Source organism: Thioclava sp. ISO4, from assembly GCF_058105145.1.
In genome coordinates, this window is record NZ_CM176571.1 from 500,327 (window position 1) to 523,917 (window position 23,591).

Below are 23,591 nucleotides of genomic sequence, written 5' to 3' on the forward strand. Positions count from 1 at the left end.
CACTTATTTCCAGACGTGGAAATGAAGTGAAACTTATGGATCAGTAGTTCTTCTCGAAATAGAGGCCGACCCCGCTCTTGCCGTCGGAGCCGACAGTGCCGCGCGCAGTGAGGCTCTTGGTCACATCCAGATTGAGGTTGATCTGCGAGGTGCCGTCACCGCCCACCGTGACGTCGGTATAGATATTGTCCGACAGGTATTTCCCGACCTTGAGCTGGGTGTTGCCCTGCGCATCGGTCGAAACGTCGAAATCATCCAGCCCGAAATTCTTCCGCAGCTTGCCGATGATCCCCTCGCCGCCCTTGCCCGCGAGCGTCGCGACCGCCGAGGCCAACTGCGCCGCCTGCAAGGCCGAGAGATTGTCGATGGAGCGCCCGAAGATCAGCCGCGCGAGAACCTCGTCCTGCGGCAGTTCCGGCGAGGAGGTGAAGGTCACCTGCGGTTCGTCCGCCTGCCCCTGAATGTTGATCGAGATCGTATAATCGTCCTGCGTCGTGGTCGCGGTGAAGTCGATATAGGGCACCAGCGCGCCTTGCAGCGCGATCCGGCCCTGATCGAGCGTGAAGCGCTGGCCCAGAATGTCGAGCCGCCCGCGCACCAGCTGGAACTGCCCGATCGGGACCACGTTCGCCGTGGTGCCGCTGATCCGCAGCGAGCCGCCAAGCTCTGCGTCCAGACCGCGGCCGCGCACGAAGATGCCGCGCTCGGAGGCGATGGTGACGTCGAGCGGATAGGACGGGCCGGACGCCGTGGCGGCGCCATTCGCATCCGTCTGCCCGGTATTGAGCAGGTTGGCGCGCTTCAGCGTCTCGCGCACCGCCGCGCTTTCGCCGACATGCTCGATCCCGTCGGGCACCGACGCTCCGCCACCGACGCCCGAGGAGGGCACCCGCAACTCGGTATCGCTCAGCGTAATGCGCCCGGCGATCTTCGCGCCGCCCGCAAGCGGCCCGTCCATCGTGATCGTGCCCGAGGCGCGGGTGTCATAAAGCTCGGGGTCCTTCAGTCGCGCGCCGTCGAGGCGGATCGTCAGATTGCCGTTATAGGGCGCGGAGAGGTTGATCGGGCCGTTAACGGTGATCTGCCCACCCGTGCCGAGCCGCCCGGTCAGGCCAAGCTGCGCAGACCCGTTCGACAGGTCCACCTGGGTATTCACGTCTTCCAGCACCATGCCGAGATTGGGTGCGACGAGTTTCGCGCCATTCGCCGTCACCGTACCCGACAGCGCCGCCAGCCCCGGCTTGCCGTTGAGCCGCAGATCGAAGCTGAGCGGCCCCTGAACCGAGCGCGGCTCGATGAAGCTGTTGGCGAGCGCGGTCTGCGCCTGCCCGGTGATTGCGAGATCGGCATCGGCGAAGTTCGACGCCACGCGGCCCGACACTTTCGCATCGGTGCCGCCCGGCCCGGTCCCCGAGAGGTCGAGCTGATAGCCGCTGCCGTCGTCGACCACCGTGCCCGACACCGTCACCGGCCCCGGGAATCCCGGCGCGAGCAGGGCCGCATTAGCCAGACGCGCGTTGAGATCGATCTGGCGCGAGGTCTCTCCCGCAGTGCCTTTCGCCGAGACGTCGAGCTGCGGATTGCTCAGGTCGAGGCTTTGCACCTCGACCGCGCCATTGGCGTAGCTCGCTTGCAGATCGAGGTTGGTCGTCCCGGCCAGAAGCTTGTCGGCCTCGGGCTGGCCTATCGCGAGGGATTTTCCGGTGCCCTTCAACGTCACCCCATAGCGATCGCCGTTCAGCGTCACCGTCGCATCGGCCGCCAGCGCGCCGCGATAGCCGCCGCCCAGAACCGAGAGGTCATTGGTGTCGAGCGTGGCGGTCAGCTTGCCATCCTGACTGGCCAGCGTGCCCTGCGCCTGAAGCGTGCCCGCCCGCGTCTGCACGTTGAGCGAATCCAGCGTCACCCCGGTCTCGTCGCGCTTGGCCGAGATCGCGATTTCCGACCGGCCCGCCAGCGCGCGATCCGCCTGCGGCTGGTCGATAGAGACGTCCTGCCCCACGAGGTTGAGATTGGCGTCGAAGGCACCGCTTAGGACGGTGTATTTCCCCGCGACCGTCATCCGCGCCGAGCCGCCGAGCTTGCGCCCCGCCAGATCCGACAGCATCGCGAGGTTGGAATGGTCGATCTGCGCCGCGCCCTCGATGGTGACGCCCTCGCTGATATTGTCGATCGTGAGGTTGGAATTCAGGCTGTAGCCGGAGCCTTTCAGCGCCAGTTGCGACAGGCGCAGCGGCTTGTCCTGCTGCCACGAGAACACGGTGCGCAGGGTGACGGCGCTGCCCGCGGCGGCGCTCAGCTTCGGATCGGACAGTTCCAGCCCGTTGATACCCAACAGGACGGTGCCACCCGCAGAGGGCGGCGAGGCCTGCCGGATGCGGCCCGAGCCCGAGAGGTTCGCGGTCAGCATCTTGGTGCCATCCTCGCGACGCAGCTGATTCAGACGGCCTGTCAGTTTCCAGCCATCGCCTTCGGCCTTGTCATAGGCAAGGTCGAGCGTACCCGATTGCACATAGGTTTTCGGCCCCGAGATCGGCAGCAGCACCTCTTGGCCATTGCCGAGACCGAGATTGGCGGTGAGGTCGAATTTCACCGGCATGTTGTTGGTGCCCATCTGCGCCGAGCCGTTCAGCTGCAGCGCGCGCGATTTCAGATCGAGCGTGTTCAGCGTGGTCTGCCCAGAGGCCGTGCGCGTGCCATCCGCGACCAGCGCGACCTCGTTGCCGAAGAATTCGTGGTAATCGGGCGGCAGAAGCGGACGGATATCGCCGCCCAGCGCGACGGAAAATGTCGTCAGCGGCGGGCTGCCCTCGGGTGCGCCGTCGGGCGTTTTGCTGCCGATGGAGACCTGACCCGCCAGACGCTGCTGGCCATCGGTGCTCAGCACGATATCGGAGGTGAAATCGTCGAGCGGCCCGCTGCCGGAAACCGCCAGCGTCATCGCCGGATTTCCGGGCAGGCCGATCTTCTGGACGATGATCCCGTTCTTGCCCTCATCCACCAGCAGATCGAGGCCCAGGTCGCGCGTGCCATTGTCATAGGACGCGGTGAGGGAGAACTTGCCCTTCTTGGTGTCGGTCCGGGTGATGTCGAGCTTGGCATTGCCCTCGCCGCCGGCGAGCGACATCGACCCGGTCACCTTCACCGTCGCCTCTTGCCCGAGGATCGGCTCGCCGAGGATCACCTTCTTCGCGTCGATCTTGCCGATCTTCACCGAGACCGGGAGATCGGGAAGCTGGAAGGGCTTGGCCTCGGGGCTGGGGGCGGTCGAGCCGCCCTCGGAGGTCGGCAGACGCGGCAGGTCGATCTCGGCGGCGGAAAGCTCGTCGATCTCGATCTTGCCGGTCAGCAGCGCCGTGCGGTTCCACTGCAGCGCGCCATCCTTGATCGTGATCCACGCGCCGTCCTTGTCGGAAATCGTCAGCTGGTCGAAGGTCGCCCGCGAACTCAGCGCGCCCGAGAACCCGTCGAGCCGCACGGTGCGCCCGGCGCCCGAGAGGTTATCCTCGATCAGACCGGTCAGATAGGAGCGGTCGCGCTGCGTCTGTTCCTCGGTCGCGGCCCCTGCCCCGTCCGCAGTTTGCGGCGCGCTGTCCTGCGCGGTGGCGACCAGCGGCGTGAGGCAGAAGGCGAGAAGGATAGCGAAACGTTTCATCAGAAGGCCTGCCCGATACCGATATAGAGTTGCGCCCCCGAGCCGGTGCCGCCCGAAACCGGGAAGCCGACATCGAGGCGGATCGGGCCGATGCCCGTCTTGTAGCGCAGGCCGAGACCCGCGCCCGCCTGCGAGCCCGACTCGCCGCCGCCCGCGATATAGCCGTAGTCGTAGAAGGCGACCGCGCCGATCTTGTCGGTGATGCCGATGCGCGCCTCGCCCTGGAAGCCCACGAATTCGGTGCCGCCGGTTTTCAGCGTGCCTCCGTCGAGCACTTCGACGCCAAGCGACTGGTAGGGCTGGCCGCGCACGGTGCCGCCGCCGCCCGAATAGAACAGATAGTCGCGCGGGGTTTCCTCGAGATCGGAGCCATAGACCCCGCCAAGCTGCACGCGGCCCGCGAGCACGAAGCGATTGTCCTGTCCGAAGCCCCGATAGGCGCGCAGATCGCCCGTGACCTGCGCCCCGGTGCCGGTATCGCCGCCAATCCCCACGAAGGGCGTCACGCCGGCCTGAATGTAGTAGCCCTTGGTCGGATCGAGCTTGTTGTCGCGATCGTCCCAGGTGAATTTCGTCGGCAGGTAAACTTGCCGGAAATAGGTCTCGCCGGAATCGTCGGTCACCTTGGACCAGCCGTAATTGATCGAGACGTCGCCGGTCAGCTTGTCGTTGAAGATCCGCGTCAGACCGAAGCCGATATCGAAGGCGTTCTCGGTGTAATCCTCTTCGTTCTTCTGGCTGATCTCGGTCGTGATATAGGCGCTGGTTTCCGGGTTGAAGGTCGCGGGGCGGTCGATCCGCGCGCCGATCGAGTAATCCGTGCCGCCCGTCGCGCCGCCGATCCCGGAGATGCCCGCATCGACGCGGAAGCGCTCGCCGCCGCCGAAGAGGTTGCGGTGCAGCCAGTAGCCGTTCAGGCCGAGCCCGTCGCTGGAGCTGAGTTCCGCGCCAAGGCCGAGCTTGCGCTTCTTCTGCTCGACCACGGCGAGGTTCACATCGAGGCTGTCATCGGGGTTGAGCGTCTTCGCCTCGGTGATCGCCACGGAGGAGAAAATCCCGGTGCGCTGCAGCCGCGACTGAACCTTATCGAGCTTCTTCGGATCATAGACCTCGCCGGTGGGGAAACCCGCGATCTCGCGCAGGCGCTTCGTGCGCAGGCGCTTGTTGCCGGAGGTCTCGAGCCGCCCGAAGGTCACCAGCGGCCCCGGTGCCAGACGCACGTCGGAGGCCAGCTGATTGGCGCGGTGATCCGCGACGATGTTCTGATAGGAGACTTCCGCCTTGGCATGGCCCGCATCGCGCCAGCCGGTCGTCGCCGCGCTCGCCGCATCGACGATCACGCCCGATTTCGCGACCGCGCCGACCTTGTAGCCCTCGGGCAGATCGGTTTTCGGCGCGACCGGCGCGATATCGGCACGCGAGAAGGTAAACTCGGGGCCCGGCGTCACGGTCACGGTGACATTGTTCACCGTCGAGGGCGCATCGAGCGGCGGAATCGAGGCGGCCTCGCGCCCGTCGAGCTTGATCGACACGGTGCCGGAATACCGCCCCTCGGCGAACAGCGCCGAGACGATGCGGTTATAGTCGGCGCGCGCCTCGGAAAGCACGTCCTGCGCGTCCTTGCTGTCGTCATCTGCGGATTGCACCAGAAGCGACGCGCCCTTGATCGTATTGCGCAAATCGTCCGACGCGCCGGGGGTATTGAACTTCAACGAATATGCGAGTGCCGGGGTCGCGAGGATCGCAAGCGCCGCCACGCTCAAATGAAAAACTCGGATGGTCTTCGGTCCCATTACTCACGCCCCCGCCCAATCGAGAGCAGAGTTACAGGTAAGCGGTACGAAAGCTAGGGCAAGCGCGGAATTCCGCGTAGCGATTTAAGGCGATCGGCAGAAATCCCCACCGCTCAGCAGATCAGCGCGGGCAGGATGCGGGAGATATGCTCGTGCATGTAAAACCGGAGCCAGCGCGAGAACCGATCGGGATAGCGCCGCACCTCGGCCCCGAGGTCGTAAAGACCGATCCAGCGGGTCTCCGAGACCAGCTCGGGATCGGGGTTCACGGTAAGGCCGCGCTGCGCATAGGCGATGTAGATGTCCGCCACCTCATGCTCGATCAGCCCGTCGCCGATATCCATGCGGTATTCGATGCGGTCGGCATGGGCGGGATAGAGCCCTTCGATGCCCAGCTCCTCGCGCAGCCGCCGGAGCGCGCAGGTCTCGGGACGCTCCCCCCAATCGGGGTGACTACAGCAGGTATTCGACCAGAGACCGGGAGATTGCAGGCAGTTTTCCGAGCGCTTCTGCAGAAGGAGCTTTTCGCCATCCATGACGAAAATGGAAACCGCCCGGTGGCGGATCCCTTCGCGATGCGCATCCATCACGTCGACAGGGGCGAGCGTGCCCTCGATCCATGCCTGTATCTGGCCCATGATACCTCTTCTGAATCCGGTGATCCTGCCCGGGTCGCGGACGGGATCACCGTTACAAAATGGGTCCGTGACAGGCCAGAGTCACGGTGTCAGCTTGTCCCTGAGGCACGATGCCGCGCCTCAGGCCAGCTTGACGAATCAGACCGTCGCGGGCGCTTCGGTCTGCTGACGACGCGCCAGTTCGTTGCGATACAGCGCGACGAAATCGACGATCTCGAGGTTGAAGGGCGGGAAGCCACCGTCGCGGGTCACATCCGAAACGATGCGGCGCACGAAGGGGAACAGCTGGCGCGGGCATTCGATCAGCAGGAACGGATGCAGCTGATCTTCCGGCACGCCCTCGACGTGGAAGATGCCGCCGTAATCGAGCTCGAGCAGATAGAGCGTCGCGCCGTCCGACTTGTTGTTCGCGGTGATCTTGAACTTGGTGATCACCTCGTACTGGTTCTCGGCGTTGCGCTTCTTGGCGTCGAGCGACACCTGCACCTGCATCTCGGGCTGGATGTCGCTGGTCTGCACGCCTTTCGTGGCGACATTGTTCTCGAAGGACATGTCGCGCGTGAATTGCGCGAGGATGTTCATGCGCAGCCCTTGTTGCTCTTGCTGCGGATCCGCGGCGCCGTTGGTCTCGCCATTTGCTTCGTCAGTCATCGACCTCTCCCAAAATTAATTGTGCGAGGTTTAGCACTGGCTGGGAGAAGCCTCAATTCTCAATGACGCGTCCAGCCGGACGGCCCGCCCGAGGGCTTGCCGTTGGGATCGTCGCGATGGGTCATCTCCTCGACCTCTTCGGCGTCGAGAATCTCCGGATCGCGCGGACGGTGCGGAGGTTCCCGGCGCGGATCGTATTGGGTCGTCGTCCGATACGCGCCGCCCATCTCGAATCGCTGCACCTTCACCCGGCTCGCCGCGGCTTTCATCACCCAGTCGCGAATTCCGGGGATCAGCAGCAGGATCCCGACCGTGTCGGTGAAGAAGCCCGGCGTCAGCAGCAGCACCCCAGCCACGAGGATCATCGCGCCATGCGCCAGCGGCCGCGACGGGTCGCTCAATTCATTGAGAGAGCTGCGCAGATCGTTGAGCGCCCGCGCCCCTTCCCGGCGGACCAGCGACGTGCCGACGATCGCGGTCAGCAACACGATCCCCAGCGTCGGCCACAGGCCGATGAGCCCGCCCACTTGAATGAACAGACCGATCTCGATCAGCGGCACGGCCAGAAAGGCCAGAAAGATCCACATGGCATCCTCTTTTATCGCGTCTCCGGGCAAGCTGCGCCGGTGGACTTGAACTAGTTGACGCCTTACATAAGTAGCCATTGACCTAGAAACAAACATGAAGCCAAACACAGGGGTCTCGATGTCCGGTGCCGTCATTCAGCTTATCGTCCTCGCGGCGATTGCGATCTTCCTGATTTTCAAGCTGAAAAGCGTGCTCGGGACCCGTGAGGGCTATGAAAAGCCGATCGCGCCCGAAACGCCGGACACGCCAACGCCGAAGCGCGATTTCGACGTGATCGAAGGCGGTCCCGATCACGATATCATCGACAATGTGCCCGAAGGCTCGACCGCCGCCGTGGCGCTGGCCGCGATGAAACGGGTCGAGCCGAGCTTCTCGGTCTCGGAATTCCTGCAAGGCGCGCGCGGCGCTTACGAGATGATCCTGATGGCTTTCGAGACCGGCGATCTGGAAAAGGTGCGTCCGTTCCTGTCCGCCGAGGTCTACGAGGCCTTCGAGGGCGCCGTGGAAGCGCGCAAGGAGAAGGGTCTCGACGTTCAGGCGGAATTCCTCGGCCTGCGCGAGCTGGTGCTGAGCAATGCCGATTTCGACCATTCCACTAAAGAGGCCGAAGTGACCGTGCGCTTCGGGGCCGAGATCATTTCGGTCGCGCGCGACGCCGCCGGAGAGGTGGTCGAGGGCGATCCCAAATCGCCGCGCAAGCAGCGTGACATCTGGACCTTCGCCCGCACGATGGGTGCGAATGACCCGAACTGGCAGCTCGTCGCCACGGGCGGCTGAAGCCGGTGGCGCTGTCCTTCGCCGATATTCCCGGATGGACCCGGGACGATCACGCCGCCGCTTGGGCGGCGTTTTGCGTTACGGCCGATCTCTATGGGATGGACACTGCCGGGCTGGACGATGCCAGAGCCGCCTTGGAGACCTATTTCGCCCCCTATGAAATAGCCCCCGAGGGGGCTGCGCATTTCACCGGATATTACGAACCCGAACTGGCCGGCGCGCGGGAGAAATCCGACCGCTTCGCCTGGCCGCTTTATGCGAAACCTGCTGAAATAGGGTCTAATTCGCCGTGGTATGCCCGCGCCGAGATCGCGGCGGGCGATCTGCTGGCGGGGCACGAGCTGGTCTGGCTGGAGAGCCCGATCGAGGCCTATCTCGCGCAGGTGCAGGGCTCGCTGCGGGTGCGGTTTGTGGATGGCGGCAGCCTGCGGCTGGGCTTCGACGGCAAGAACGGGCATCCCTACCGCTCGATCGGCAAGGAACTGATCGCGCGCGGCGCCGCCCCGGCCGAGGAGATGACGCCCGAATTCATCCGACGCTGGGCCGCCGAGAATGCCGATCAGTTACAGGGGCTGCTCGATCACAACCCCTCTTTCGTGTTCTTCCGGGTGCTGGACATCCCGGGCGACACCGGCCCCCTGGGCGCGATGGGCCGTCCGGTGAGTGCGGGACGCAGCCTCGCCGTGGACCCCGAGGTCGTGCCGCTGGGCAGCCCGGTCTGGATCGACTGTCCGGGCTTCGGGCAGCGGCTGATGGTGGCGCAGGATGTGGGCTCTGCGATCAAGGGCGCGGGGCGCGGTGATCTCTTCATCGGCACCGGCGATGAGGCCGGACACACCGCGGGCGCGATCAACGCCAAGGGCCGGATGATCGGCTTGCGGAGGCGCGCATGAGCCGCAAACGCAAACTCAGCCCCGAGGAGCGCGCGCTGTGGGATCGCGTGGCGTCGACCACGGAGAATTACCGCCCGAAAAAGGCCGATCCCGCCGAATTAGAGGCTTTTCTGGCGCCCAAACCCAAGCCGAAACCGAAGGCCGAGGGGCTGCGCAGTTTTGAGCTGGGCCAGCACGCGAAGCCCTCGTCGGGCCGTCATGACCTCGCCCCGGAGCCGGGCGAGCATCTCGCGCGCCAGCCCGTCACGATGGACCGCAAGGCGCATAAGGCGATGACGCGCGGCAAGCTGAAGCCCGAAGGCGTGCTCGATCTGCACGGGCTGACGCTGGCCGAGGCGCATCCCGAACTGATCCGCTTCATCCTGAATTCGCAAAGCCACGGCAAGCGGCTGGTGCTTGTGATCACAGGCAAGGGCAAGCGCGGCGACGATGACGGCCCGATCCCGCGGCGTGTCGGGGTTCTGCGCCATCAGGTGCCGCAATGGCTGCGGATGATGCCGCTCGCACCCGCCGTCATGCAGATCAACGAAGCGCATCTGAAACATGGCGGCGCGGGCGCCTATTACGTCTACCTGCGCCGGATTCGCTAACCGCCCGAGATCGGCGCGAGGATGATCTGCGTCGTATTCTCGACCGTCAGCACCACCGCATCGCCCAGCCCCGTGCGCCCGAACTGCTCGACCTCGAGCACCTCGGCCACTTTCTGCGCGCTGTCGAGCAGCCGGATCAGCGCTGGCGAGGTGACGACGTTGAAATGCCCGTCGCCTGTGTTGAAGGCCGAGACGTTGATCAGCGTCACCTTGTAATGCGCGATGCTCGAGACGTCTTCCAGATTGCCAAGCCGGTCGCGCTTGCCCGACAGCCGCGCCGAGAGTTGCAGCGCGCGATCCTTCGCGGAGGTGAAGATGATGAACGGCTGCGGCAACGCACCGATCGCGTCGGCCTGCGTCTTGAACACGTCCACCGCGATATCCGGCGAGATCAGGACCACCCCGGAAATCGTCGAAAATCGACCCTGTTTCCGCGTAATCGCCTCCTGACGCAGCACCTCCATCACCAGCTCCGCGCCCAGCGAATGCCCCACGATCAGGATGCGTTTCGCCCCCGCCGCGTTCAGATCGTCGATCAATCTCTCCAGCCCGTCGCGCGCGAACAGCACCGAATCCCGGTCATAGGCATAGCCCAGCACATTCGCCCGCGACGGCCAGGAATAATGCACCAGCACGCCGGGCAGATCGAAATCCGCGCCCATCTGCGCCATCCGGTACAGCCCTTCGGCGAAGGAGTTGTTGAAGCCGTGCACGAACAGCACCGCCTGCCCGTCATGTTTGCGCAGCGCCGTGCGCAGTTCCGACTGGAACTTAGGGCGCTTCATGTCGATCTCGGATTGCGAGACGAGGAATTGCTTGTCCGGGTCGACCGGCGCCGTGTCGGTCATCGGATAGGCGATCTCGGCCACCTCGCGATCCGGCGGCGTGGCGACATCGAAGCGCGCGAGGCGAAGTTGCTGACTGCGCGCGGTGCCGAAGGGCTGACCGGTCTGCGGATCGGGCGCCCGGGTCGAGCCCACGAAAATCGAGCGCGCATCGGCGACCGGGTGATCAAGATAGGCAAGCCGCCCACGCGGTGCGCAGGCGGCCAAGCTCAGCATCAAAATTACGATCAGAAACCGCACCATCGCCCGCGCCTCGCATCCCTCCCGCAGGAGGATAACAGAGCGCGCGCGAGGTGCCAGTGCCCTAGAGGACGTAGCGGCTCAAATCGGTGTCGCGGGTCAGATCGCCCAGCTCGTTCTCGACGAATTCCGCATCGACGGTGACGCTTTGTCCGCCACGGTCGGGCGCGGTGAAGGACAGCTCCTCGAACACGCGTTCCATGACGGTATAGAGCCTTCTCGCGCCGATATTCTCGACCGATTGGTTGACCTCTGCCGCGATCCGGGCGAGCGCCGCGATGCCGTCTTCGGTGAAGGCGACCTCGACCTCTTCGGTCTTCATCAGCGCCTGATACTGGCGGGTCAGCGCATTGTCGGTCTCCGACAGGATGCGGGTGAAGTCCTGCTCGGTCAGCGCCTGCAGCTCCACGCGGATCGGCAGACGGCCCTGCAGTTCAGGCAGCAGGTCCGAGGGTTTCGCGATGTGGAACGCGCCCGAGGCGATGAAGAGGATATGGTCGGTCTTCACCGGGCCGAGCTTGGTCGAAACGGTCGTGCCCTCGATCAGCGGCAACAGGTCGCGCTGCACGCCCTCGCGCGAGACATCGGCCCCGCGCGCGTCCGAGCGCGCCGTGACCTTGTCGATCTCGTCGATGAAGACCATGCCGGAATGCTGCACGGCCTCGAGGGCTGCGGTCTTCACCGTCTCGTCGTCGAGAAGCTTGTCGGCCTCTTCCGAGATCAGCGTCTCGTAGCTCTCCGAGACGGTCATCTTGCGCCGCGTGGTGCGGTTGCCGCCGAAGGCTTTGAACAGGTCCTGAATACCCTGCATCTGCTGCTCCATGCCCGGCTGACCGCCCATCATCCCGATCGGCATGCCGCCGGACTGATCGGCCACGTCCAGCTCGATGATCTTGTCGTCAAGCTCGCCGTCGCGCAGCTTCTTGCGGAACATCTCGCGGGTGCTTTCGCGCGCATCGGTGCCGGCGAGCGCGGCGATCACGCGATCCTCGGCGGCCTGATGCGCCTTCGCCTTCACCTCTTCGCGCATATACTCGCGGGTCTGCACCATCGCGACATCGGCCAGATCGCGGATGATCTGCTCCACGTCACGGCCGACATAGCCCACTTCGGTGAACTTCGTGGCCTCGACCTTCAGGAAAGGCGCGCGGGCCAGTTTCGCCAGACGGCGCGAGATCTCGGTCTTGCCGACGCCGGTCGGGCCGATCATCAGGATGTTCTTCGGGTAGACCTCTTCGCGCAGATCGTCGGGCAGTTGCTGACGGCGCCAGCGATTGCGCAGCGCAACGGCGACGGCGCGCTTGGCGTCCTTCTGGCCGATGATGAAACGGTCGAGTTCCGAGACGATTTCGCGGGGGGTCAGATCGGTCATGGATTACTCCGTGGCATAGGGCGGCAGGCGGTGCTTGCCGGGAAAATTGGGAAGCGCGCGCATCAGGCGCGTGCGCAGCTCGGTCCAGAAAGAGCCGAGCGCGGTGAGAAACAGGCCGATCATGATCAGCGTGATCCACCAGCTGCGCGGATCGGCGGCGTCGCCGAAAGCGTAGAAGCTGAGAAAGATCATGTAGCCGATCCCGGCCGTGAAGAAGGAGCGCCGGTCGATGATCAGCGCCAGCGCGGCAAAGACGGCCAGCGTGGCGAGCAGCAGCACATAGCCTGTGCCCGGCCCCATCTTGTAGAAAGTCAGCGCGAGCGTATTCACCAGCGCGGGGGCTGCCAAAACGTGCAGCCAGAAACCCGAAGCCGATTGCCGGCCCAGCCGATGCGGGTCGCGCATGTCGAACCAGATGCCACCTGCAAGCGCCAAGAGCCCGAAGACCAGCATCGCCAGCGACAGCGCCGAGCCGTTCGACAGATCGAACAGATCGACCGTCTGAGAAATCGGCGCTTCGGGGTCGAAGCCTTTCGCGAAGGACAAAAGCAGGCCCAGCCCGCAAAGCCCCACGAGGAACATCGAGAACGGCACCCTGTAGCGCAGGAACCATGCGATCAGCGCCACGGCGGTCGCGACCAGCGCGAGATCGAAGTTCGGGGCTTCGGCGATGAAGCGCATCCCGAGGATCGGAATGCCGAGGAAGCTCGCCAGCACCGCCCCGCCCAGCGTGAGCGTCAGCAGGATCGAGGGCAGCACCATCCGGCGCTTGCGGGTGAAATATTCGCCCAGCAGCGCGATCAGCGGGATCAGCATCGCGTAACCCAGCTTGCCGCCCGCGAAGAGGAGGAAGCCGAACGACCCAAAGATCAGAATGCCGAGGCCGACGGTCACGAAGATCTCGGCGAATCCCTTGAACAGCTCGAAGGGCTCGTCCTCTGCGGGAAGGGCCGCGCGCCCGGCGAGGCGGTTGCTCGCCAGCGCCATCACGGACGCGGCCTGCGCCTCGTTGATATGGCCAGCCGCGACCGCCGCGCGCAGATCGTCGCGCGTCAGCTCAGCCACCGATGCTCTCCACCGTCAGGTTGCCATTGGTGTAGACGCAGATATCGGAGGCGATCGCCATCGCCTTGCGCGCGACCGCCTCGGCGTCGAGATCGGTTTCCATCAGCCCACGGGCCGCAGCGAGGGCGAAATTGCCACCCGAGCCGATCGCGGCGATGCCATGTTCCGGCTCCAGCACGTCGCCCGCGCCGGTCAGGACATAGAGGTCCTTGCCATCGGTCACGATCAGCATCGCTTCGAGATTGCGCAGGTATTTGTCCATGCGCCAATCCTTCGCCAGCTCCACGCAACCGCGCATCAGCTGACCGGGCGAAGCCTCGAGCTTCTTCTCGAGCCGCTCCAGCAGGGTGAACGCGTCCGCGGTCGAGCCCGCAAAGCCCGCCACGATGTCGTGACCGCCGGGGCTCAGGCGGCGCACCTTGCGCGCCGAACCCTTGATGACGGTCTGGCCAAGGCTGACCTGCCCGTCGCCCGCGACCACCACTTTACCACCCTTGCGGATGCCGATGATCGTCGTGCCGTGCCAGCCCGGGAATTTCTCTTCGGCCATGTTAGTCCTCCGTTTGCGCCAAAGATATGTAACCCGCAGGCCGGGGCTGCAACCCCGCTTGCCGGTGCGGGAGCCTGCGGCTAGCGTCACCGCATGAGCGCGCAGCACCTTTCGATCTATCTCGATGACTGGATTCTGGAGCAGGTCCGGGCCGGTGAACACAATTTCTTCAAGCGGCTGATCGGGGCTGTGGAGGCGGCGGATTGGACCGTCAGCCTGCATCGGACAGGCCCCGAGGCGCGCGCGGCGGCCCCTGCCCGCGAGGGCTATGCGCTTTACCGGATGGAGCCCCCGACCCATGCGCGGGCGCTGACCTGCCGACGGACCTATGTGGGGGCGTTCTGGCATGTGGAGGCGGAGGCGGAGCGGTGGGATTGGCCGGTCGCGAAGGCTGCGTTTGATGCCGATAAGGTGGACGGAGAGGCCGCGGCGGAGTTCTTCTTTTCCACGCGAAATAGGCTCTATCCCGGCGTAAAGCCGTCCGATGAGGAGGATCTGGCCTTCATTCCACTGCAGGGACGGCTGCTGGATCACCGCTCGTTTCAGTCGGTGAGCCCGGTGCAGATGATCGAGGAGGTGCTGGCGCGTCATTCCGGCCCGGTCGTGGCGACGCTGCACCCGAACGAGGATTACATGGCGCGCGAAATCGAGGCGCTGGAGGCGATCGCAGCCCGCAACCCGCGCTTTCGCTTCCAGTCCGGCGGCTCGCCCGAGCTGCTCCGCCGCTGCCGCTTCGTCGCCACGCAAAACAGCGCGATGGCGCTCGAAGGGTTCTTCCTGCGCAAACCGGCGATCCTGTTCGGCCTGTCGGATTTCCACCACATCGCCGGATCGGTGCCGCGCGACGGGATCGAGCGCGCCTTCGCCAAACTGCACGAGACGCCGCCGGTGGCGCGCTACCTCTATTGGTTCCTGCAGCTGCAGTCGCTCAACGCAGGCCGCCCCGAATTCGAAGAGCGCTTGCGCGCGCGGCTGCGCCATTTCGGCTGGCCGATATGAAAAAAGGCGCCCGAGGGCGCCCTTTTCCGTCAAACCTGATCCGCAGATCAGATCGATTCGTTGATCCAGCTTTGCAGCGCCGCTTTCGGGGCTGCGCCGATCTTGTTCGAGACGACCTCGCCATCCTTGAACAGGAACAGGGCGGGGATGCCGCGCACGCCCAGCGTCGCCGGGCTGTCGGGGTTCTCGTCGACGTTCACTTTCACGACCTTGATCTTGCCCGACATTTCCTGGGCAATCTCTTCGAGCGACGGGCCGATCATGCGGCAGGGGCCGCACCATTCAGCCCAGAAATCCACCACGACGGGAACGTCGGACTTGCGCACTTCTTCGTCGAAAGTGGCGTCGGTAACAGCAACGGTAGCCATGTCAGCCTCCTGAATATTGGGTCGGCAAGGAAGGTAAGTTCCGCCCCCGTCGGCGTCAAGATACAGTGGGCGTGCGCAAGCTCCCGTCTAGCTGTGCATCTGCGAGCGGCATGATCGTTCCGTCCTGTGTCCACAGGATCGCGCAGGTGATGCTGCGTCCGGGGTGAATTTGCCGCAATGCCGCGCGATAGGCGGCCATCTGTCGCACGATTCCCTCGGGCACCTGATCGGGCGACGCAGGGACGATGCGGTTGGATTTGTAATCGAGAATGTGAACGCCTTCGGCATCGATCCGCAGACGGTCAATGAAGCCGTGAATCCGCTGGCCGCCGAATTCCTCCAGCGCGGCTGTGATCTCGACCTCCGCCAGACAGTCCGGGCCCAGCCAGGCCGCCATGCCCGGCGCTTCGAGAACGCGGGTCGCTTCGGCCAGAACAGGCTCTATTTCACCCGGAAGCAGCGCATCCTCGCCCTCGGACAGCAACAGTTCGGCAAGGTCTTCCCACTGGTCGCGCGGACGTTCCGGCAGATGTTCGAGAAGCCGGTGCAGGTTGCGCCCGTGACGCAGCGCCTCGTCTTCGTCCATCGTCTCGCCATCACCGAACAGAGCCTTCGCCCCGCCCAGATCCGACGGCGAAAGCGGACGCGGCGGCGGCTCGACGGCAGCGGCGGGCGTGAGGCTCCATGCGGGCAGATCCAGTCGCGTGACTTCCTCCGCGGCCGCTGGGGCACGCGCGTTTTCCGGCCATGTGCCGGTCGCGTGGCGTGGAAACTCGCCCAGTTCCTGCAACGGCTTGGAAAGGCCCGTGACGTCTGCGGTCCCGGCAGCTTCGAGACCCGATTTCATCCGGCTATACCAGGTCTCGTCGCCCTCGCCGACCTCACCGGCAGCCGCTACGATCAGCCATTTCTCCGCCCGCGTCATCGCGACGTAGAGAAGCCGCTGCGCCTCTTCCGTTCGGGCAGTCGTCTCCTTACCCGCAGCCGAAAGCTGGGCGTCCGGCGCGTCCGACGCGGTCTGCCGCAAGCCCGCGACGCCATTGTCCAAACGCAGGATTTTAGGCGGATTAGGCTCTTTTTTCTTCGCTGTATCGGGCAATATCACGATCGGCGCTTCCAACCCTTTAGAGCCGTGGACCGTCATCACCCGGATCGCGCGCCCTGCCCCGTCCAGCTGCCGTTTCACCTGCACGTCATCCGCATCGAGCCAGCCGAGGAACCCGGTCAGGCTGGGCACTTCATTGCGCTCGAAAGCCAGCGCCTGCGAGATCAGCTCGTCGATCCCGTCCTCCGCCTCGGGGCCGAGCCGCGCCAGAAGACGTTCGCGCCCGCCATGCCGGGTCAGCAGGCGCTCGATCAGCTCGAATGGCCGCAGAAAATCGGAATTGTCGCGCAGGTCTTTCAGCATCTCCTGCGTATCGGGCCGCATCTCGCCGCGCCGGAGCGCCTCCCAGAGATAGCCCTTCCGGGGCTGCGCAAGTTGGTAAAGCTCCTGCTCGGACCAGTTCAGAAGCGGCGAGCGCAGCGCCTCCGCCAGCGATAGATCGTCCTCGGGCGTCGCGAGGAAGCTGAGAAGCGAGCGGATGTCGCGCACCGCAAGCTCCGCTCCGAGCTTCAGGCGATCCGCCCCCGCCACCGCGAGCCCGATCGATTTGCAGGCGCGGATGATCTCGGAAAACAGCTCCGAGCGACGCCGCACGAGGATCAGGAAATCGCCCTCATGCACCGGGCGCGCGCCGCCGGGCGCCTCGTGATCGGGGATTTGCACACCCTGCGCGATCATCGCGGAAATCTCGGCGGCGATCAGGCGCGACAGCTGGGAAATCGCCGATTCCGCGCTCGTGAGATCGACCGGGCTCTCCCAATCGTCCTCGTCATCCGTCTTCACCGACTCGATCGCGGGCCACAGGTCGACGCGGCCCGGAAGCGCCACGTGGAAGGCGATATGCGAGGGCGCGCCGCCCAGGCCCTGCTCGGCCCCGCGCGCAAAAGCGAGGTCCACGGAACGCAGCACGGCCGCGGACGATCGGAAGGAATGCTCCAGCTCCAGCGGAGAAAGCGCGCGACCGATATCCGCGAATTTTCGGGCGAAATGGGCGCGCATTTCCTCGAATTGCTGAAGGTCGGCCCCCTGGAAGGAATAGATCGACTGCTTGCGGTCGCCCACCACGAACAGCGTGCGCTCGCCCTTATGCGCGCCCTCGCCGGAGGTGAATTCCTCGGCGATCCGCTCGATCACCCGCCATTGCCGGGGGCTGGTATCCTGCGCCTCATCGACGAGGATATGGTCGATCCCGCCATCGAGGCGGAACAGCACCCACTGCGCCACCGAAGGCTCGTCGAGCAGCGCCGCAGCGCGGTCGATCAGATCGTCGAAATCGAGCCAGCCGCGCGCGGCCTTATACGCGTCGAGCCGTGGCAGGAAGACCTGCGCAAAGCGGTGCAACGCATGGGCGCGCTCGGCCGCGACGAAGGCGAGGCGGCGGGGGCGGTTCTCGGAGACGCGCTCGGACAGGTCGGACAGCGCCGCCATCGTGCCGTCGCCCAGCGCCTTGGCGAGCGCCTTGGTGGCGACCTTGTCGAGCTTGGGCTGATAAGGCGGACCGTCCTTCGGTTTCTTGACGCAAAGCACGTCTTCCAGAGCCTGCACGGAGGCCAGATCGCGTTCATGCGCCGCCGCCAACCCTGCGCCGACGCGCTGATCGTTCTTGGAACTCGCAAGGAACGCGGGCGCGACGTCGCGGATCATTTTCAGATCGCCGTCGTCGAAGACCTCAGACAGCAGCGCCTCTTCGGTCATGTCCCGCGGCAGATCGTAGGCTTCCAGCAGATCGAACAAGCCCAGATCGCCCGCAAAACCGACCCTATTCCGGCTTATATCGGCTGCGAGGGCCGTCAAATCCTCGCCGGAATAGACGCCGAGCAACGCGTCGAGCCGGTCGCAATCCGGGCCGGTCGCGATCTCCTCGAGGATATCCTCGCGCATCAATTCCCCCGCGCGGTCGTCCATCTCGGAGAACCCCGGCGAGACTTTCGCCTCGAGCGGGAAACGGCGAAGCAATCCCGCACAGAAGGCGTGGATGGTCTGGATTTTCAGCCCGCCCGGCGTCTCGATCGCCTTGGCGAACAGCCGCCGCGCTTTCGCCAGATCTTCGGCGGAGAGCGCCTCATCGGCGCCAAGCGCCCGCAGCTTCTCGCGCAGCTTCGCCTCGTCCATCATCGCCCAGCCGCCCAACAGCCCGAGCAGACGGTTCTGCATCTCCGCCGCGGCGGCCTTGGTGTAGGTCAGGCACAGGATGCGCTGAGGCTCTGTTCCCGCCAAAAGCATGCGCGCAACGCGGTCGGTGAGCACTTTGGTCTTGCCCGACCCCGCATTCGCGGCGAGCCAGACCGAGCTGTCCGGTTGCGAGGCCTGATGCTGTCTGAGGCTGGCCGGATGGGTCATGACACGTCCTCCCCCTCGGCCTCATCGGTGACATCCCATTCCCCGAAGCGCGAGACCTGATCGTAATCCGTCCGGGCGCGTGCCTTCTGCGGGGCGCGCCGTGCGGTGAAGCCCTGCGTCGGCTCGAAATAGCGCGCGATCAGCTTGCGGAATTTCTCCCAGCTCTCCTCGGGCGTCTCGCTGCGATCGCCAGATTTGCCCTTGATCTGCGTGGTGGCGCCGTCGCCCCCCAGCCGCACATAGGACATGCCCGCGACCTCGCGCGGCCCGATCGCCTCGAAGGCCCCGCGCCCGACCATCGCGGCCTCCAGAAGCATCTGCTTGTTGAAGGCCATCACCTCCCGCTCGGAAGGCGGCGTGCCCGTCTTGTAGTCGTAGATCCAGGCGCGCCCGTCTTCGAGAATGTCGATCCGGTCGGGCTTCGCGGTGAGCGTAAAAAGCGGGTTTTGCAGTGAAACAGAGCCTTTTTTCTCCACCACCATGGGCTCGCCCTGCGCGCGACGCTCGGCCTCGGCCCGGCAGAAAGTCTCGGCGATCCCCCGGACCCGCGCGAGCCAGATACGCTGCGCACTGGGCCACGGAATCTCCCGGAGCATCACCTCCTCGGCGATATCCATCAGACGCGCCTGGGCCGCTTCGATGGTGGCAGTCTCGTCATAGGTCTTCACGAAGGTTTCGACGATCTGGTGCAGCACCTGACCGCGCAGCAAGGCGTCGGGTTCGGGGCGCAGCGGATCGAGAGCGCGCAGCTTCAGGATTCGCTTCGCGTAGATGTCATAGGGGTCGCGGATCAGGGTCTCGATCGCGGTGACCGGCAATTCGCGCGGGCGCACATCGACCGGCGGGCGCGGCGACGGGCGTTTGGCGGGCTCAAGCGTGATCCGCGGCGCCTCGAGCGCGTCCGCCAGGTCGAGCCAGCGTTTACCGCGCCCGCGCATCTCGGCCAGCGCCTCGGTGCCGCCTTGATCGGGAAGGCCATCCACGAGGTTCAAGAGACGATTGAGCCAGCGCGACGGGATCGTCTGCGCCTCCGCATCCCGCGCACAGCGCGACAGGATCACCTGCGGCCCGGCAACCGCCTGCTGGAAGTCATGCGCGGACAGGCCAACCTGTCGTTCGGGCAGTAATAGACCCGATTCCAGCCGCATTTGACGGCTGAACCACGGATCGGGCGCGGGGGCTTCGGGCCAGCTTAACTCGTTCAGCCCACCACAGATCACCAGTTCGGCGCCCTGCGCGCGCGCTTCCAGCGTCCCCCAGATCGCGATCAGCGGATGCGCGGCGAGCGTCTGCCGCACGAGCCCGCTCTGAAGGTGTCGATTAACCAGATCGGCGTAATCGAGCGCGCCGAGATGCCCGCCGAAGCCGGACTGGCTGCGCAGGTCCTCCATCAAGCGACGCGCCTCGCGACCCGCCGCCTCGCGCCACAGCTCGCTGGTCTCGGTCGCGGCACTGGGTCCGGCGGCGATCCGTTCGGCGAGCCGGAAGTGCTGTTCCACATGATCTGTCAGCGCGGCCGCGGGGGGTGCCGCGAAATCCTCGAGAATATCGCAGAGCCACTGCGCCCAGGATTCCCGTGAATCAGGGTCTTTTTCAGCCCATTTCGTGAGACTCTCGCGATCCGGGAACGCAGGCCCATAGCGGCGCAGGCGCAGCTCCAGCTCGCGCGTGTTGCGCAGGTGCGGCCCGCGCTCTTCCTCGCCGGTCGCGGTCAGCGGATGTTTCAGCAGCGCGATCAGATCGGCGATCCCGACCGGACGCGCCCGCATCGCCGCGATCTGCCGCAGGAATCGGCCCGGCGCAGTCTGCTGCAGAGGCTGCCCCGCACTGTCGTCCGGAACGATCCCCCACCGGTCGAGCGCCGCCGACACGCGGCGCGCCAGAAGGCGATCGGGCGTGATCAGAGCCGAACTGACGCCCCGCTCGACCGCGTCGCGCAACGCGAGTGCGATCGACAGCGCCTCATGGCGCGGATCGCGCGCTTCGATCAGCGACAGCCCCTGACAGGCCGGAACGAGCGGCCCCAGCCCAGTGCCTTCGCGCCGCCATTGGTCGGTAACCGGCGCCGGCCTCAACGCGAGCGACACGAGACGGTTACGGCCCGGGTCCGGCGCGGAGATCTGCTCCCAATCAACGACGTCTTCCGCCGAAAGCCCGAGCTTGTCGAGCAAGCTGCGATAGCGGAACTGCGGGTGGTCTTCGAGCGGAAATGGGCCGGAATAGAGACTTTCCCACGCCGCTTGGGTCATGTCGCGGTCGAAGCCGGGAAGAACGATCGACCCGTTTTCCAACCGCGCGACCGCCTGCATGAAGAGCGAGGTCGCCCCATGCGAACCGGTCGAGCCTGCGACGATCACCGGATCTGCGGGCGGGCTTTCGCGCCAACGCTCGATCACAGCCTCCACGACCATCCGCTGGCGGCTCTCGCGGTCCAGCTCGGCGTCGTTGTCGAAATAGCGGGCGATAATGCGGATGAAGCGCAGGCTCTCCTGCCAGTGGCGAGCGTGGGTCTCGGTCAGTTCCAGCTGGTCGAGATCGTCGATATGGACGCCCTCGCTCTGCATCTCGGCGAGGAGGGAATACAGGCTCTCGGCCAGCGCGAATTGGCTCGCGCCCGCCTCGAATTCGGGCATGGCGCGGGTGAGTTGCTCCACGAACTGGGCCAGTTCGAGCTTGCGGCGCAGCGGGGGCACCGGCAGCGGCAGACCCGCAAGCGGATCGGCCCCGAGATCGCTCACCAGCAGGAGCCGCGGCAGATAGAGCGCGCCGCTTTCGAGGAAGACCTCCCGCACGCGGCGGCGCATCCGCCCGGAGTTCAGATAGAGCGTGACCCGGGCCAGCGCCTCGGGCGGCTGCTCGGCAAATCGCGCGCGCAGGCCAGCAACCAAGGCGCGGGGAAAATCGACGCCCGGCGGGAGGGCGTAGACGGAGGCGGCGTCCTCACTCATCGAGCATCGCCTCGGCCAAAGGAATGGACTCGGGTCGTCCGACATCGCACCACGCCCCGTCATGCACGAGACCGAAGACGCGCCCCGCCGCAATCATCTCATCCCACAGGATGTTCAGCGAGAAGCTCCGCTCGGAAATAGACCCTATTCCAGCGGGATTCAGCATTTGCGCACCGGTATAGATATAGCCCGGCCCGCGGGTCAGGCGGCCGGTCTCGTCCATCGTGAAATCGCCCGCGCCCGTATGTCCGCGCGCATTTTCGGGCCGCACCAGCATCAGAAGCGCCGACATATCCTCGGGCCGCCACGCCGCGCGCAGCCGGGCCACGGGGTTCTCGCCGCGCCAGACGGCATCGGTGTTGAGCGTCATCACCGGCCCCTCACCCAGCAGCGGCAGCGCCTTGCGCAGCCCGCCGCCGGTTTCCAGAATCTCGTCGCGCTCATCCGAGATCGCGACGTCCTGCCCGGCCAGATGCGCGACCACCTGATCGGCGAGGTAATGCACATTGGCCACGAGCCGCCGCGCCCCACCGTCCCGCGCAAGGTCGAGCGCGTGGTCAATCAAGGGACGCCCGGCGACCTCGATCATCGGCTTGGGCCGCGTTTGCGTCAGCGCGCCCATGCGCGTGCCGAAACCGGCGGCGAAGAGCATCAAGGCGTCGAGCTGGTCGGGCATTTTTGTCTCAAATCAGCAATCAAATTCGGGTCGGGCGCAGGATAGGCAGCGTGGAACAACTCTGCCAGATCGGCAAGCGCGGGATCGGCGAGGTTGCGCGAGATATAGGCGAAGACGCGGGGCATATACTCAAGATATTGCGGCTTCCCGTCTCGAATGGTCAACCGCGCGAAGATCCCGAGGATTCGCAGCGCGCGTTGCAGGCCAAGCAGACCGTAGGCGAGGCGGAACGTGGTCGGATCCGTCGTGGTCAGCGCGCAGTAATGGGCGATCTCGGCCTGCTCGACCTGCGGGCTCACGTCGCGGCGGGCGTCTTGCAGCGCGGAGACCAGATCATAGGCGGGATGGGCGCGCAGCGCGTCCTGATAGTCGAGAAGCCCCAGGCGGCGCAGGCCCGGCCGATCCAGCAAAATGATGTTCTCCGCATGGAAATCGCGCAGGCAGAGAACCGGCTTCCACGCGGGAAGAGTGTCGAATTTATCGGCAATCGCCTGTTGGAGCGCATCCGCGGCGGCGCGATCCGTGCAGGGGTAGAACTCCGGCACCAAATCCAGAAGATCGGCGAGCGCGGGACCATCCAGCAGCGGCAGATTCTCCGGCGGCGTGTGGCGGGGAAGATCGGCAAGGAATTCGGTGATCAGAGCATAGAGCGCAAGCTCATCTTCAGGCGTCGCGTCGAGGTGGCGAGCCGCGAGGGCATCGCCGAAATCTTCGAGCAACAGCAGCCCCGCCGCATCTTCGCGCGCGAGTACCTGCGGCGTGGAAAAACCGGCTTCGGCGAGCCAATCGCCGATGCGGGTGAAGCGGGCGATTTCGGCCCCGTCGGGCGATTTCATCAATACGGCGCGATCTGAGCCGCGGGTCAGGCGTTCGTAGCTGCGGGCCGAGGCATCTCCGGCGAGCGGGCGGCGGCTGGCGTCCTGCCACCCGGCGGCGGTGAGGAAGCTTTGGATCTCGGCTACGTCAACCATTCCACGCCTCCAGAACCTGCCGCGAAAGAGGCGTAGTCGTCTCGAAACAGACCCTTCGCGCCGCGCCTTCTTCGGTTTGCTCGAAACGCAGCCGAAGCGCCCCTTTCGGCGCGGCGGACCCGAGCCGGTCGGGCCATTCGATCAGGCAGATCGCGCTGTCGAAAGCCGCATCCAGCCCGAGTTCGAGAACCTCGTCGGGGTCGGTGAGTCGATAGAGATCGGCATGCCAGATTTCGCAATCGGCCTCGTAGGTCTGGACCAGCGTGAAGGTCGGCGAGGGCACATGCTCTGCCACGCCTAGCCGCGTCTGGATCAGGGCACGCGCGAAATGGGTTTTCCCGGCGCCGATCTGACCGTCGAGCAGCAGCACATCGCCCGGCCCGGCGAATTCGGCAAAGAGCGCGCCAAGCCGCTCCGTCGCCTCGGGATCGGGAAGATCGAGGCAGGGCATTTCGCTGGAAACGGGGGCGTGCGTCGGCGCGGGCATGGCTCGGTTCTAGCGCGCCGATCGCCCCTTTGCCAAGCGG

General features: G+C 65.5%; 19 protein-coding genes. 4 read left to right on the forward strand and 15 right to left on the reverse strand.

Annotated elements, in window-relative coordinates; all coding sequences use genetic code 11:
- Window positions 1-40: 40 nt before the first annotated feature.
- The 5 genes from AC2TZ7_RS02545 to AC2TZ7_RS02565 form a co-directional block, all read right to left on the reverse strand.
- The gene (locus AC2TZ7_RS02545) at window positions 41-3,655 is read right to left on the reverse strand and encodes a translocation/assembly module TamB domain-containing protein (RefSeq protein ID WP_489865784.1); all 3,615 of its coding nucleotides are present in this window, start codon (window positions 3,653-3,655) and stop codon (window positions 41-43) included.
- Window positions 3,655-5,448, reverse strand: a complete 1,794-nt coding sequence (locus AC2TZ7_RS02550) for an autotransporter assembly complex protein TamA (RefSeq protein ID WP_489865785.1) — start codon at window positions 5,446-5,448, stop codon at window positions 3,655-3,657. Before AC2TZ7_RS02550 ends, AC2TZ7_RS02545 begins: the two co-directional genes overlap by 1 nt.
- Window positions 5,449-5,561: 113 nt before the next feature.
- On the reverse strand, window positions 5,562-6,089 hold the full coding sequence (locus AC2TZ7_RS02555) for an isopentenyl-diphosphate Delta-isomerase (RefSeq protein WP_489866777.1): 528 nt from the start codon (window positions 6,087-6,089) through the stop codon (window positions 5,562-5,564).
- A 135-nt stretch (window positions 6,090-6,224) separates the two neighbouring features.
- Complete coding sequence (gene secB, locus AC2TZ7_RS02560; RefSeq protein WP_489865786.1) at window positions 6,225-6,737, reverse strand: protein-export chaperone SecB; 513 nt, start codon at window positions 6,735-6,737, stop codon at window positions 6,225-6,227.
- Between the two features lie 59 nt (window positions 6,738-6,796).
- A complete protein-coding gene (locus AC2TZ7_RS02565) occupies window positions 6,797-7,324 on the reverse strand; it encodes an FxsA family protein (RefSeq protein ID WP_489865787.1) in 528 nt (175 codons plus the stop codon).
- Between the two features lie 118 nt (window positions 7,325-7,442).
- On the opposite strand from AC2TZ7_RS02565, the gene AC2TZ7_RS02570 reads away from it, so the two are divergent.
- The 3 genes from AC2TZ7_RS02570 to AC2TZ7_RS02580 are packed head-to-tail and all read left to right on the forward strand — an operon-like array spanning window position 7,443 to window position 9,585.
- On the forward strand, window positions 7,443-8,102 hold the full coding sequence (locus AC2TZ7_RS02570; protein WP_078522789.1) for a Tim44/TimA family putative adaptor protein: 660 nt from the start codon (window positions 7,443-7,445) through the stop codon (window positions 8,100-8,102).
- A gap of 5 nt (window positions 8,103-8,107) precedes the next feature.
- Window positions 8,108-8,995: a murein transglycosylase A gene (gene mltA / locus AC2TZ7_RS02575; protein WP_489865788.1), complete on the forward strand. Its 888-nt coding sequence runs from the start codon at window positions 8,108-8,110 to the stop codon at window positions 8,993-8,995.
- The gene (locus tag AC2TZ7_RS02580) at window positions 8,992-9,585 is read left to right on the forward strand and encodes a Smr/MutS family protein (protein ID WP_489865789.1); all 594 of its coding nucleotides are present in this window, start codon (window positions 8,992-8,994) and stop codon (window positions 9,583-9,585) included. The genes mltA and AC2TZ7_RS02580 overlap by 4 nt, the downstream gene beginning before the upstream one ends.
- On the opposite strand, the gene AC2TZ7_RS02585 is transcribed toward AC2TZ7_RS02580, so the two are convergent.
- The 4 genes from AC2TZ7_RS02585 to hslV form a co-directional block, all read right to left on the reverse strand.
- Window positions 9,582-10,673, reverse strand: a complete 1,092-nt coding sequence (locus tag AC2TZ7_RS02585; RefSeq protein WP_489865790.1) for an alpha/beta hydrolase — start codon at window positions 10,671-10,673, stop codon at window positions 9,582-9,584. The genes AC2TZ7_RS02580 and AC2TZ7_RS02585 overlap by 4 nt on opposite strands.
- Before the next feature lie 61 nt (window positions 10,674-10,734).
- The gene (gene hslU, locus AC2TZ7_RS02590) at window positions 10,735-12,042 is read right to left on the reverse strand and encodes an ATP-dependent protease ATPase subunit HslU (RefSeq protein ID WP_489865791.1); all 1,308 of its coding nucleotides are present in this window, start codon (window positions 12,040-12,042) and stop codon (window positions 10,735-10,737) included.
- Between the two features lie 3 nt (window positions 12,043-12,045).
- Window positions 12,046-13,107 (reverse strand): hypothetical protein, encoded by a 1,062-nt coding sequence (locus AC2TZ7_RS02595; RefSeq protein WP_489865792.1) that lies wholly within the window; start codon window positions 13,105-13,107, stop codon window positions 12,046-12,048.
- A complete protein-coding gene (gene hslV / locus AC2TZ7_RS02600) occupies window positions 13,100-13,657 on the reverse strand; it encodes an ATP-dependent protease subunit HslV (RefSeq protein ID WP_078522728.1) in 558 nt (185 codons plus the stop codon). The genes AC2TZ7_RS02595 and hslV overlap by 8 nt, the downstream gene beginning before the upstream one ends.
- 93 nt (window positions 13,658-13,750) lie before the next feature.
- Here hslV and AC2TZ7_RS02605 point away from each other — a divergent pair, with 93 nt between their 5' ends.
- Entirely contained in the window at window positions 13,751-14,656 is a 906-nt protein-coding gene (locus AC2TZ7_RS02605; RefSeq protein WP_489865793.1) for a hypothetical protein, read from the forward strand.
- A gap of 47 nt (window positions 14,657-14,703) precedes the next feature.
- On the opposite strand, the gene trxA is transcribed toward AC2TZ7_RS02605, so the two are convergent.
- Genes trxA through tsaE form a run of 6 tightly spaced genes read right to left on the reverse strand, consistent with a single transcriptional unit; the run spans window position 14,704 to window position 23,551 of the window.
- Complete coding sequence (gene trxA / locus AC2TZ7_RS02610) at window positions 14,704-15,024, reverse strand: thioredoxin (RefSeq protein ID WP_078522726.1); 321 nt, start codon at window positions 15,022-15,024, stop codon at window positions 14,704-14,706.
- A 55-nt stretch (window positions 15,025-15,079) separates the two neighbouring features.
- Window positions 15,080-18,469: a double-strand break repair helicase AddA gene (gene addA / locus AC2TZ7_RS02615; protein WP_489865794.1), complete on the reverse strand. Its 3,390-nt coding sequence runs from the start codon at window positions 18,467-18,469 to the stop codon at window positions 15,080-15,082.
- Entirely contained in the window at window positions 18,466-21,417 is a 2,952-nt protein-coding gene (gene addB, locus AC2TZ7_RS02620) for a double-strand break repair protein AddB (RefSeq protein ID WP_489865795.1), read from the reverse strand. The genes addA and addB overlap by 4 nt, the downstream gene beginning before the upstream one ends.
- Window positions 21,410-22,093 carry a nucleotidyltransferase family protein gene (locus tag AC2TZ7_RS02625; RefSeq protein ID WP_489865796.1) on the reverse strand — a complete coding sequence of 228 codons (684 nt, stop codon included), beginning with the start codon at window positions 22,091-22,093 and terminating at the stop codon, window positions 21,410-21,412. Before AC2TZ7_RS02625 ends, addB begins: the two co-directional genes overlap by 8 nt.
- Complete coding sequence (locus AC2TZ7_RS02630) at window positions 22,069-23,064, reverse strand: aminoglycoside phosphotransferase family protein (RefSeq protein ID WP_489865797.1); 996 nt, start codon at window positions 23,062-23,064, stop codon at window positions 22,069-22,071. The genes AC2TZ7_RS02625 and AC2TZ7_RS02630 overlap by 25 nt, the downstream gene beginning before the upstream one ends.
- On the reverse strand, window positions 23,057-23,551 hold the full coding sequence (gene tsaE, locus AC2TZ7_RS02635; protein WP_078541450.1) for a tRNA (adenosine(37)-N6)-threonylcarbamoyltransferase complex ATPase subunit type 1 TsaE: 495 nt from the start codon (window positions 23,549-23,551) through the stop codon (window positions 23,057-23,059). The genes AC2TZ7_RS02630 and tsaE overlap by 8 nt, the downstream gene beginning before the upstream one ends.
- Window positions 23,552-23,591 lie beyond the last annotated feature (40 nt).